Genomic DNA, 11,779 nt, shown 5'->3' with positions numbered 1-11,779 from the left:
TGGCACTCCGCACTTGTGAAACGGTTCAGGGTGCGGTATCGGCGACCGCCGGCGCCCGGTCGCCGGTCGCGATCCGAGGCCGGCCGCGCTTCGGCGCGAGGGGTCCGAAGGCCCCCGCGAGCGTTCCGCGCAGTGCGGACCAGAGCAGCAGCGGATGCCGTGCCAGCATGCGCCGGCTGCCACGCGTCGCGACGCCCCAGGCGTACGCGAGGCTCCCACGCCACCATCGCCGGCCGTTCCTGGACCCGAGCCGCTTGCGCGCGAACAGTAGCCGGTTCCGGCAGTTGAAGTACACGTAGAGCGGCGACTTGCCCCCGCCCGCCTGCGTGCCGCCCGCGTCGTGCACCGCGGTCGCGGCCTCGACGAGCGCGACCTGTCCGCCGGCCTCGTGCCAGCGCCACGAGAGGTCGATGTCCTCCCAGTACATGAAGTAGTCGTCGTCGAACCCGCCGACGGCGTCCCACTCCGCGATCGTCGCGACGAAGCACGCGCCGGTCTGCCACGTTCGCGCGCCCCCGAGCTCCTCGGGTCGCGCCCGTCGCGTCGTGCCGGTCTCGGGGTCGAGCACGGCGCCCGCGAACCACGTGGTGCCGTCGCTCCGGAGGATGCGCGGGCCGACGAGCGCCGCGGCATCCGCTCGGCTCGCGGCGAGGAGCGCGGCGAGCGAGTCGGCGTCGATGGTCGCGTCGGGATTGAGGGCGAGGACCCGCGCGCAGCCGAGGTCGCGGGCACGTCCGATGCCCGCGTTCATGCCGGCGCCGAAGCCCGCGTTCCACGGAAGCGCCACGAGCTCCCAGCCGTTCACCGAGCAGAGGTCGCGGATGCTGCGGCGCTCGTCGTCCGTGCTCGGGTTGTCGACCACGACGACGTCGTCGACCGCGGCGGCGGCATCGGCGCCCGCGAGGTGCTCCGCGAGCAGCGACGACGAGGCGTAGTTCACGACGACGAGCGCGACCCGGTCGGCCCCATCGTCGTCGGGAGCGGAGTTCACGGTGCGGACCCCGTCGTGGGTGCGGTGGCGCGTCGCAGCCGGGCTCGTGTGCCGCGCGCCGCCCGGAGGTTCTGCCGCGGATGCCGCAGCGCCAGCGCCCAGAGCCGGAAGCCGCGGTACCGCGGGCCCGGTACGCCTGCCAGCCGGCTGCCCATGAGCCGTCCGAAGAGCGTGGTCCGACGGTTCCGCTGCAGCGGCTGCACGTTCGCCAGCGCCGACATCGTGATCGGGCGCAGCACGATGGCGCCGGCCGCCTGCGCCGCCAGCACGGCCTCGAGGCCGCGGCGCGTACGGGCGATGAGCGCGCTGGATCCGGGACCCTCGGTGAACACCGGGTAGCCGCGGTCGTCGATGCGCCAGAAGTCCGCGGCGACGACGTCGGCCGACTCGCCCACGCCGTCGGCGCACACCTTGCACCGCCAGTTGGTGGCCCGGCCGAGGACCTCGCCCCACGACTCCTCGTAGCTGAGCGACCCGTCGCGCCCGTCGGCGCGCACCGTGAACCGGCCGGGCCAGCCGTGGCCGCGGTACCAGAGGTCGTCGACGGCCTCGTCGGCGCCGAAGCCCAGGCGGGCGAGGAGCTCGTCGGTCGCCCGCTGCGACGGCGTCCCGGCGCAGAAGAACGAGAGCAGGAGCGGGCCTCCGGCGTCGCCGGAGTGCGCAGCGCCGTCGGACCGCGGGGTCGAGCCGAGCAAGCGGATCGCCGAGATCTCGCACGGCTTGCCGGTGATCGCGTCGCACGACGCGAGTGCCGGGTCGGCGAGCACCCCGACAGGCGCATAGCGGGAGCCCGCTGCCGCGAGGGCATCCTCCTTCGAGAGGATCGTCACGGGCACCGTGCGTCGCGGCTCACGGCCGACGGATGCCCCGGCGATCGCGCTCGCGCGACCCTGCTCCAGCAGCCAGCCGTGCAGCGCGGTGAGGGCTCCGCCGCTGCTGCCGCGCCGGCGAACGACCTCGTCCGAGGCCCACGCCTCCCACACCCCGAAGGAGGATCCCATGGTGGCGTGGCGGCGGCTCCCGGGCGGACGGGCGGCGTCCACGCGGCATCCGGGGCACGACCGCTCGAACTGCCGACGGGCGTCGGGCGCGACGACGCCCGGCGCGTCCGAGCGATGCGGCCGGAGGAATCCGTCGGCGTCCAGCTCGAGCCGCAGCGAGGTGTCGAGCTGGGTGCAGAGCCCGCAGCCGATGCACGCGTTCCGCTGCACCACGCGGCGGATCGCGGCGTCGAGCTCCCGGCGCTCGCGCTCGGGTGTCACCGGCACCACCTCCGGGCCGGGCGTTCGACCGCGGATCGCGCCGTGCCCCGTGTCGCCCGGCATCCACCCTCATCGTAGGACGCCCCCCGGCGGCGGTGCATGCCCCCGCTTCGGGGCCGATCGGCGACGCGACAGCCGCAATAGACTGCGGCTGTCACCTGTTTCACCGGCGGAGGGGGCATGCGCGGCGACCACTCCTCGACGTCCGGTCCGTGGTCGCTCGCACCTCGCACGGGACCATGAGCGTGCCGTCCGCGGGAAGCGAGGGGCTCGGCCGGCGAGCGGTCCGCGGAGCCGCCGTCACGAGCGCCGGGCAGGGCCTGCGCATCGCCATCCAGCTGGCGTCGGTCGTCATCATGGCCCGGCTGCTCTCGCCCGCCGACTTCGGCCTCTTCGCGATGGTCATGTCGATCGCCGGCATCGCCGAGGTGTTCCGCGACTTCGGGCTCTCGCAGGCGGCCGTGCAGGCGCCCGTGCTCACGAAGGAGCAGCGCGACAACCTGTTCTGGATCAACACGGCCACCGGCGCCGCCCTGGCCGTGCTGGTCTTCCTCTCGTCGTGGGGGATCGCCGCCCTCTACGACCGTGCGGAGCTCGCACCGCTCGCGCAGCTCGCCTCGGTCGCGTTCCTGCTCAACGGCCTGGCCACGCAGTTCCGTGCGAGCCTCAACCGGATGCTGCGCTTCGGCGCCCTCGCCGAGACCGACGTGATCGCGGCGATCGCCGGCCTGGGGCTCGGCATCGTCGTCGCGCTGACCGGCGTCGGACCGTGGGCGCTGATCTGGCAGTTCGTGGGCACCAGCTTCGCCACGCTCGTGCTCGTCGTCGCGTTCGCGCGGTGGCTGCCGGGCCTGCCCAAGCGCGACGCGCCGGTCGGCGGGTTCATCCGCTTCGGCTGGAACATGGTGTCGATGCAGATGGTCACCTACGTCGGCAACAACGTCGACTCGGTCATCATCGGCACGCGCTTCGGCGCCTCCCAGCTCGGCATCTACAACCGGGCGTACCAGCTCGTCATGAACACGGCGAACCAGCTGCGTGCGCCGATCACGAGCGTCGCGGTGCCGGTGCTCTCGCGACTGCAGGGGGAGGGTGCGCGGTACTGGGACTTCGTGCGCGTCGGGCAGGTTGGGCTGGGCTACACGATCGTCGTCGTGCTGGGCTTCGCGATCGGCGCCGCCGTGCCGCTCACGGCGCTGCTGCTCGGCTCGCGCTGGGCCGAGGCCGCGCCCGTGCTGAGCCTGCTCGCCACCGCGGCGGTATTCCAGACCCTCAACTCGGCGAGCTACTGGGTGTACGTGTCGAAGGGCATCACCGGCCCGCTGTTCCGCTACAACCTCGTGAGCGTGTCGATCAAGGTCGCCTGCCTCCTCATCGGCTCGCTGTGGGGCATGATCGGCGTCGCGATCGGCTACGCGATCGCCCCGATGCTCTCGTGGCCGATCTCGCTGTTCTGGATCTCGCGGGTCGTGCACGACATCCCCGTGCGCACGCTCGCGTGGGGGATCGTGCGGATGGCGCTGCTCGCCGGGTGGGGCGCTCTGTGGGCGTTCACCGCCTCGATCCTCACGGCCGAGTGGGGCCCGTGGGTGCAGGTGCCGACCGCGGCCGCCGCCACGGTCGCGGCGTACGCGGTGGCGGCGCTCCTCCCCGTCGTGCGGCGCGACCTCTCGGAGCTGCGCACCATGCTCCGGCTGCTGCGGCGCGAGCGCCGGCAGCGGGAGGCGTGAGCCGGATCGCGACGACCGGTCGGCCGTGGCCGGCCCGCGGCATCCGCTCACCAGATGCCCGCGGCATCCGCTCACCGCGCGAGCCGTTCGCGGAGGCGCCGCGCGCCCATCGCCCGCAGGTACACGACCCGGAAGCGACGGATGAACCGCTCGGCGTCGGCGCTCGACGGGAAGAGGCCGTGCGCCGCCCAGAACGCCGTGAGCTCGTCGACGGCCTCGTGATCGAGCTTCGCGAGCGCACGCCGGTGGATCGCGAGCGTGGTGGTGGGACCGGCGTCGGCGCGTTCGAGCACCTCGCGCACGTCGCTCGCGCTGCACGCGCCCGCCCACACCGTCGGACTCACGAGCGACTGCCCCGACACCAGCTCGTCGAGGGTGGACCCGCGCGCGACCTGCCACGCCGAGTAGAGGAAGAACTCGGTGTAGCCCGACCGCTCGAACTCGCCGGGGAACCGGTCGGCGTCCCCCCGGCCGACGTCGGTGACGAGGTCGTCGACCACGCGACGGTCGAGGACGATGGGTGGCACGGTCGCGGTGAAGCGCTCGACGGTGGCCGCGGGGTCGAGTCCCAGGCCGTAGGCCACGAGCTCGAGCTGCGGCCGAAGGGGATGCTCGACGAAGGAGTGGAGGCCGCCGTGGGGGAGCCCGGTCACCGGGTCGAGGAAGTCCGTGCGCGTCGTGGACCGGATGAAGTGGTTCTTCGCGTCGAGCACGACGTAGTGGTCGGCGGCGAGGCGCCGTGCGGCCATGAGCTTCAGGCTCTGCTGGGTGCGCCAGCCTGACGCGTCGGCGGCGGTCGGTCCGAGGTCGGCGCGCGAGGCGAAGGCGAGGCGATCGGCATGGTCGCCGAGCTCGTCGCGGATGCGGCGTCGGGCGTGCTCCGGGAGGCCGCGCCGCGAGTTGTCGATGACGAGGATCTCGTCGAACACGCCGTCGGGCACGTGCCGCGCGATCGAGCAGGCCTGCAGCTCGAGGAGCGGCACCTCGGCCTCGAAGACCACGGTGACAACGGACAGCGAGCCGCTCCGTTCAGGCATGCGCCGCGCCATCCGAGCCGGTCCGGTCGGGTCGCGGCGCCGAACGGTGGACGAGCGCCGCGACGAGGTCGACGATCGCGCCGCGGTACCGCTCGGGGTCGAACCGCATCGCAGCGACCCGGGCCGACGCCTCCGCCCTGGCGCGGTGATCGGGCCAGTGCGCGATGATGTCGCGCACCGCGTCCGCGATCGCCGAGGCGTCGCCCGGCGGCACGCGGTGCACGCCGGGCAGCCCGTCGGTGGCCTCGAGCAGGCCGCTCGACTCGCTCACGACGAGCGGGCGCGCGGCGAGCGCCGCTTCGACCGCGGTGTTGCCGAACGGCTCGCCGACGGGCGAGGGGATCACCACGATGTCCGCGAGCTGGAGCGCGATCCACACGTCGTCGCGGAAGCCGAGGAACCGCACGCGCGAGCCCAGTCCGCGCTCGGCGACGGTGTTCCGCAGCGCCTCGGCGTACCACTCGTATCCCTCGAACACCTCGCCGAGGATGTCCACTTCCACGTCGACGCCGTCGTCGACGAGCTCGGCGGCCGCGGTGATGACGAGATCGGTCCCCTTCCGCGGCGACAGCCGCCCGATGTAGGTGAGGCGCACGGGCCGGCCCTCGAGCGATGCGCGGGCGGGCGCCGCCGTCACGGGACCGGCGACGCCGTTGTAGATCACGCGCGTGCGTCGCGCGAGCGAGACCGATGCCCGCGCCACGATCGAGCGGCTGAACTCGCTGTTCGCGATGATCGCCGTCGCCGGCAGGTGGGGCGCGTAGAGCACCCGCAGCATGGAGGGCGACGCGCCGGCCTCCGCCTCGTGGATGTGGGTGAGCACGGGGATCCCGCGCGTGCGCGCGAGCAGCGGCCAGAGCGGGAGGGTGATGGTGTTCACGTACACGAGGTCGGGTCGCCGGCGGAGGAGGCGTTGCGAGGCACCGATGGTGCGGAACGCGTCGGCAGTCGTGGATGGCCAGTTGCGCGGGCGCAGCACCCGCTTGCGGAGCACCAGGTCGGGCTCGAGCAGCACGGTTGCGCCGGTGCGCTCGAGCCGCGCGACCAGGGGGCCGCGCTCGGGAAGGGTGACATCGACCGTCGCTCCCGCCACCGTCATCGCGACGACGCTCTCGAGCACCACGCGGTCCGAGCCGTAGAGCTCGGCGCCGGGATGCGCCACGAGTACCCGCACGCCCGAGAGGCCGCCGCCGATCGCCCGGGTCGGCTCCGACGGTTCGGGCGACGGCTCGTGGACGGAACGTTGGCGCGACGGACCGGTCACGGGGCGATCCGACTCATCTCCCGGAACCACTTGGGCAGTGCGAGCGCTGCGAATGCGGCGTTCGCCGCGAACAGCAGCCCGTAGAGCGGCACGAACACGATCGGCACGCCGAACGCGAGGAAGGCGATGCAGAGCACGCCGTAGTCGGTCGGCAGCGCGAGCAGCGAGCGGATGCCGCCGCCCTCCGTCCTGGCGCGGGTGCCGCCGTCGCGACGGCGCAGGAAGTCGTTGAGGATCATCGCGAAGAACAGCACGGCCGCGACGATCGCGAATCCGAGCGGCACCAGCAGGAGCGCCGGGCTCGGGAGGTCGACGAACCGGAACCACCCGACCAGCACGGCCAGGTGCAGGGTCGAGAGCTTGGCCGCGTCGACGACGTGGTCGAGCCACTCGCCGGCGGGGGAGCCGCCCCCGCGGAGGCGTGCGAGCTGGCCGTCGGCCGCGTCGAGCGCGTAGCCGGTCATGAGGAGGAGCCCGATGCCGATGCCGACGAGCGGCGTCGGCGGCGCCAGGGCGATCACGGCGATCGCGGCGAACGTGAACGCAGCGCTGATCGCCGTGACCGCGTTCGGGGTGAGTCCAGCGAGGTAGGCGGCGGCCGCGAAGCGCCGTCCCACCGGTCGGTTGACGTAGATGGAGTACGCCGGCGACCCGGGGGCCCGGCGCTTCTGCGCGGCGGCGAGCCGCGCGACGACGCCGGCGAAGTCCTCCTTCGCCGGCACGGACGCGTTTCGGCTCATTGCGCCTCCGCCCGCTCGGGTGCGACGGCTCCGTGACTCAGCGACTCCAACGCGAGGCGCAGCACCGTGCTGGAGGTGTGCACCGTGTACGGGAAGTACACGACCTCCACCCCGACCTCCGCGAACGCCGCCTCGAGCCGTCGGCCGCGCTCGGTGGTGCGCCAGTCGTCGCCCTTGAAGTACCGGTCGAACCCGACCTCGCGCCAGGTGTCGAGCTTGTCGGGCACCGACTCGGCGTGCACGTCGTCGACGTAGGAGATGTGGCGCACGATCTCGAAGCGCTCGGCGAACGGCACGATCGGCGGCTTGCCCTTCGTGAGCTCGAGCATCTCGTCCGTCAGGACGCCGGCGATCAGGAAGTCGCAGTTCGCCCTGGCGTGCCGCAGGAGGTTGAGGTGTCCGATGTGGAAGAGGTCGAACGCCCCGCCGGCGTAGCCCATCAACGCCGTCATCGCAGGCTTCCCTCGATGCCCGTGTGCGACGCGGCATCCGTTGCGCCGGGCGCATGCTCGCCCGCGCGCCGACGCTTGCGTGCACGGGTGCTCGAGCCGGCCACCAGCTCCATCGCGAGCGCCTCGTAGGCGGCCGCGACGTCGTCCCAGCGGTACCTGCGGCGCACGACGTCGCGCAGCGCGTCGCCGTCGAGCACGGCGCGGTCGGGCTCGCGCTCGGCGGCCTCGAAGAGCTCCGCGAGCGCTCCGGCGTCGCCGAAGTAGCGGCCGCGCTCGCCCGCGACCTCGCGGTTGAACGGCACGTCCCAGGCGAGCACGGCCGTGCCGGCGCCCATGGCGCGCAGCAGCGACGGATTGGTGCCGCCGACCGAGTGCCCGTGCTCGTAGCTCAGCGCGCCCGCGTAGAGCTGGTCGAGCAGGTCCTGGTCGTACACCGCGCCGAGCAGGCGGACGCGCGGGTCGTCGTGCGCCTCGGTCCGCACCCGCTCGGTGTACTCGGCCGCGTACGGCGCGGCGCCGACGACGACGAGCGGATGCCGCGCCGCGGAGCGCTCGTACCCGGCGACGATGAGGTCGACGTGGTTCTCGGGCTCGAAGCGCGCGACCACGAGGTGGTAGCCCTTCCAGACCAGCCCGAGTTCGTCGAGGCGGTCGGAGACCGGGCGCAGCTGCACGGGAGCCCCGTAGGCGATCTGCCGCGTCGGCGCGCCGAACTCCGACGCGTAGTAGTCGGAGATGCCCTTCGCGTCGGCGATGAGCGCGTCGGCGTTCCGCACCGCTGACTGCTCGGCCCACCGGTAGTACGCGCGTCCGGCGCCGTGCCACTTGTCGCGCTGCCACTCGAGCCCGTCGACGTGCACCGCGACCGGCACGCCGCAGGCGTGCAGCACGGGCACGAACGGCGCGTTCGCGGCATTGAACACGAACGCGGCATCCGGCCGGTGGCGGTGCAGCGTGACGTGCGCGACCGAGAGGGCGGTGTGCGACAGCGTCTCGGCGGCCTTCAGGTGCAGCGAGGGCAGGTGCACCAGGTGCATGCCGGCGTAGTCGTGCTCGGGAGCGTCCTCGGCATGTCGGCAGTACACGGTGACGTCATGACCGCGGCCGGCGAGGCGGGAGCCGATCTCCTCGACCGCCGTCTCGAACCCGCCGTACGCGGCGGGCACGCCGCGCGTGCCGATCATGGCGAGGTGCATCGGCGCCATCGCCGGTTCGTACTCGACCATCAGTACGCCCCCTTCGGGTTCACGACCGCCTTCGCGGTCCGCCACATGATCATGAGGTCGCCGGTGAGCGACCAGTTCTCGACGTAGTAGAGGTCGAGCCGCACGCTCTCCTCCCAGCTGAGGTCGGAGCGGCCGCTGATCTGCCAGAGTCCGGTCATGCCGGGCTTGATGAAGAGCCGGCGGTGCACGCTGCCCTCGTACTCCGCGACCTCGGTGACGAGGGGCGGGCGCGGGCCGACGATGCTCATGTCGCCGACGAGCACGTTCCACAGCTGGGGCAGCTCGTCGAGCGAGTACTTGCGCAGCCAGCGTCCGAAGCGGGTCACGCGGGGGTCGTTCCGCAGCTTGAACAGCGCGCCGTGCCCCTCGTTCCGGTCGAGGAGGCCCGCGAGGTCGTCCTCGGCGGTCTCGACCATCGAGCGGAACTTCAGCATCTCGAACGTGTCGCCGTTGCGTCCGCAGCGGCGCTGGCGGAAGAGCGCCGGACCCGGGCTGTCGAACCGGATCATGAGGCCGATGACGAGCATGAACGGCAGGAGCACCACGAGCGCGAGCACGGAGAGCGCGATGTCGACCGACCGCTTGAGGATGTGCTTGCCGCCCTCGAACGTCGGCGTCTCGACGTGGATGAGGGGGAGTCCGTCGACCGGCCGGAAGTGGATGCGCGGCCCGGCGACGTCGGTGAGCCGCGACGAGAGCACGAGCTCGGCCGGGGTGCCCTCGAGGTCCCACCCGAGCTGGCGCACGAACTCGCCGCCCTCATCGGGCTGCCCCGCCACGATGACGGCGTCGGCGCTCACGGAGGCCGCCGCCGCGGCGACGCCGTCGCGCTTCGCGACGACCGGGATCCGCTGCTCCCCGACGGTGAGTTGAGCGCCCGGCGCAGTGTCGACCGCGGCACCGACCACGCGATATGCCGCGCCCGAGTTCGCCGCGATCTGCGCGATGACGTACTCGACGTCCTCGCGGCGGCCCACGACGATGGCGCGGGCGAGGTAGTGGCCGAAGGCGCGCTGGCGCAGCAGCCACTTGCGCCAGAGCCAGCGGTCGAGCACGAGCGCGCCGAGTCCGACCGGGAGCGCGAGGAGGAAGTACTCGGCGGCGAAGTCCACCCGGAGCACGAGGAAGAGGATGGCGAGCATCCCGAACGCCAGGGCGCTCGCGTGCACCACGAGCTTGTACTCGCCGACCCCGAGCCCCAGCACCCGCGCGTCGCGGGTATGGTACGCGGCGAGCGCGACGAGCCACCCCGCCCCGACGAGCGCCGGCACGACGGCGGCGTCGAACGGGGTGGCACGGGCCAGCTCGGGGGAGTTCCACGGCATGCCGACCGCGAGCGACGCGAGCACGACAAGCGCGACGATCAGCGTGTCCGACAGTTGCAGTCGCACGCGGACCTTGCGGGCCCAGCGCGCGCCGCACGCGCTCGGATCACTGGCGGCCGCGCTCTGGGCGGCCGCTGACGGCACCAATCGAAGCCCGCGCGGGCTCGCCGCGGGCAGATGCCGGCTCGGCATCTCGGACACTTCCGGGCTCGCGCGTCTACGGATGCGCACGGTCGAGCATGATGCTCGGACCGGGTGTCCCTCTGGTCGAGGGTCTCGGATAGGGGATGTTCGAAAGCTCGCTCACGTTACTCCACCGCTCTCGGGTCGCGGGTGCAGCGCTTTCTGTTGCACAGGAATCTTCGATTTCACAGGGGTCGGCATCGAGACGTTCCCACCGTGCGTGGATAAGGGGTCCACAAGGGTAAGTGAGAATTACTCAATACTTAGCGAGAATACTACGCCCGCTCGCGCCCGCCCTCAGCGCCCCATTCCGGGGGTGGAGGGTGGCGCTCGCCGGCGGCGCGACCCGTCGAGAACGGCCCGCGCAGCGCCGCCCACTGCAGCAGCATCACCGTCTTCGCATCCACGATGTCGCGACCGATGCGGTCGAGCGCATCCTCGAACGGGAGCTCGAGCACCTCGATGTCCTCGCCCTCGTCGGCGAGGCCGGTGCGCGCGCCGGGGACCACGTCGCCGCGTCGATAGGGCGCGGCGAAGAAGTGCAGCCGCTCGGTCACCGAGCCGGGGCTCATGAACACGTCGAACACGTGCTCGACGTCGCCGACCACGTGGCCGGTCTCCTCCTCGGCCTCGCGGCGGATCGCCGTCTCGGGGTCGTCCTCGTCGAGCAGGCCCGCCGCGGTCTCGACGAGCATGCCGTCGGGATGCCCGTTCACGTACACGGGGAAGCGGAACTGCCGGGTGAGCAGCACGGTGCGGGCATCGGGCTCGTAGAGCAGGATGGTCGCGCCGTCGCCCCGGTCGTACGTCTCGCGCTCCTCGACGGTCCACGTGCCGTCGGCGTGCTGGAAGTCGAACGCCGTCGTGCGGGTGACGTACCAGTTGGACGCGAGCACGCGCACGTCGCGCACCCGGACGCGCGGGTTGCGAGCGAGGTCGCGCCCGGTGCGGTCGAGGCCCGTGCGCCCACGGCGGTCGGGCACGTCGACGCCCGGCTGCGGCATCCGCTCGCCGTCGCCCAAGCGAGCCTCGGTCAGCGGAAGTTGACGAACTGGAGGTCGACCTCGAGGTCGGCAGCCTTCAGCAGGCGGATGACCTCCTGCAGGTCGTCGCGGCTCTTCGAGGAGACGCGCAGCTCGTCGCCCTGGATCTGCGACTTCACCGACTTGGGGCCCTCTTCGCGGATGATCTTGCCGATCTCCTTGGCGGCCTTCTGGTCGATGCCCTGCTTGAGCGCGATCTCGATGCGGAACTCCTTGCCGGAGGCGTACGGCTCGCCGGCGTCGAGGCTCTTCAGGGTGATGCCGCGCTTGATGAACTTCGACTGCACGACGTCGAGGACCGCCTTCACGCGCTCCTCCGACGAGGCCTTCAGCAGGATCTTCTCGCCCGACCACTCGACCGACGCGCCCACGCCCTTGAAGTCGTAGCGCTGCTCGATCTCCTTGCGGGCCTGGTTGACCGCGTTGTCGGCCTCCATCTTGTCGACCTTGCTCACGATGTCGAACGTCGAATCTGCCATGCGGGCCAGTCTATCGAGGGGCGGGCGGCCCTCCCATGTCACCGGAT

At 72.4% G+C, this 11,779-nt stretch carries 11 protein-coding genes; 1 reads left to right on the top strand and 10 read right to left on the bottom strand.

The window, feature by feature from the left end:
* Nucleotides 1–25: 25 nt before the first annotated feature.
* Together ACWGO8_RS05760 and ACWGO8_RS05755 are read right to left on the bottom strand one after the other, a co-directional pair.
* Complete coding sequence (locus tag ACWGO8_RS05760; protein ID WP_452042149.1) at nt 26–991, bottom strand: glycosyltransferase family 2 protein; 966 nt, start codon at nt 989–991, stop codon at nt 26–28.
* Complete coding sequence (locus tag ACWGO8_RS05755; protein WP_452042148.1) at nt 988–2,316, bottom strand: Coenzyme F420 hydrogenase/dehydrogenase, beta subunit C-terminal domain; 1,329 nt, start codon at nt 2,314–2,316, stop codon at nt 988–990. Before ACWGO8_RS05755 ends, ACWGO8_RS05760 begins: the two co-directional genes overlap by 4 nt.
* A 176-nt stretch (nt 2,317–2,492) precedes the next feature.
* Between ACWGO8_RS05755 and ACWGO8_RS05750 the strand changes: the two genes are divergently transcribed.
* A complete protein-coding gene (locus tag ACWGO8_RS05750) occupies nt 2,493–3,983 on the top strand; it encodes a lipopolysaccharide biosynthesis protein (RefSeq protein ID WP_452042147.1) in 1,491 nt (496 codons plus the stop codon).
* 71 nt (nt 3,984–4,054) lie between these two features.
* On the opposite strand, the gene ACWGO8_RS05745 is transcribed toward ACWGO8_RS05750, so the two are convergent.
* The 8 genes from ACWGO8_RS05745 to ACWGO8_RS05710 form a co-directional block, all read right to left on the bottom strand.
* Nucleotides 4,055–5,020, bottom strand: coding sequence for a DUF6492 family protein (locus tag ACWGO8_RS05745; protein WP_452042146.1), 966 nt, complete (start codon nt 5,018–5,020; stop codon nt 4,055–4,057).
* Complete coding sequence (locus tag ACWGO8_RS05740; protein WP_452042145.1) at nt 5,013–6,284, bottom strand: glycosyltransferase family 4 protein; 1,272 nt, start codon at nt 6,282–6,284, stop codon at nt 5,013–5,015. The genes ACWGO8_RS05745 and ACWGO8_RS05740 overlap by 8 nt, the downstream gene beginning before the upstream one ends.
* A complete protein-coding gene (locus ACWGO8_RS05735; protein WP_452042144.1) occupies nt 6,281–7,024 on the bottom strand; it encodes a CDP-alcohol phosphatidyltransferase family protein in 744 nt (247 codons plus the stop codon). Before ACWGO8_RS05735 ends, ACWGO8_RS05740 begins: the two co-directional genes overlap by 4 nt.
* Entirely contained in the window at nt 7,021–7,476 is a 456-nt protein-coding gene (locus ACWGO8_RS05730; protein WP_452042143.1) for an adenylyltransferase/cytidyltransferase family protein, read from the bottom strand. The genes ACWGO8_RS05735 and ACWGO8_RS05730 overlap by 4 nt, the downstream gene beginning before the upstream one ends.
* Nucleotides 7,473–8,702, bottom strand: a complete 1,230-nt coding sequence (locus ACWGO8_RS05725; RefSeq protein ID WP_452042142.1) for a DUF1972 domain-containing protein — start codon at nt 8,700–8,702, stop codon at nt 7,473–7,475. Before ACWGO8_RS05725 ends, ACWGO8_RS05730 begins: the two co-directional genes overlap by 4 nt.
* On the bottom strand, nt 8,702–10,093 hold the full coding sequence (locus ACWGO8_RS05720; protein ID WP_452042141.1) for a sugar transferase: 1,392 nt from the start codon (nt 10,091–10,093) through the stop codon (nt 8,702–8,704). The genes ACWGO8_RS05725 and ACWGO8_RS05720 overlap by 1 nt, the downstream gene beginning before the upstream one ends.
* Nucleotides 10,094–10,485: 392 nt before the next feature.
* Nucleotides 10,486–11,232 carry an NUDIX domain-containing protein gene (locus ACWGO8_RS05715; protein WP_452042140.1) on the bottom strand — a complete coding sequence of 249 codons (747 nt, stop codon included), beginning with the start codon at nt 11,230–11,232 and terminating at the stop codon, nt 10,486–10,488.
* Between the two features lie 11 nt (nt 11,233–11,243).
* Nucleotides 11,244–11,732 (bottom strand): YajQ family cyclic di-GMP-binding protein, encoded by a 489-nt coding sequence (locus ACWGO8_RS05710; RefSeq protein WP_452042139.1) that lies wholly within the window; start codon nt 11,730–11,732, stop codon nt 11,244–11,246.
* Between the last annotated feature and the right edge of the window lie 47 nt (nt 11,733–11,779).

This window comes from Agromyces sp. NPDC055661 (assembly GCF_053618135.1).
This window is presented reverse-complemented; position numbering and strand designations above follow the sequence as displayed.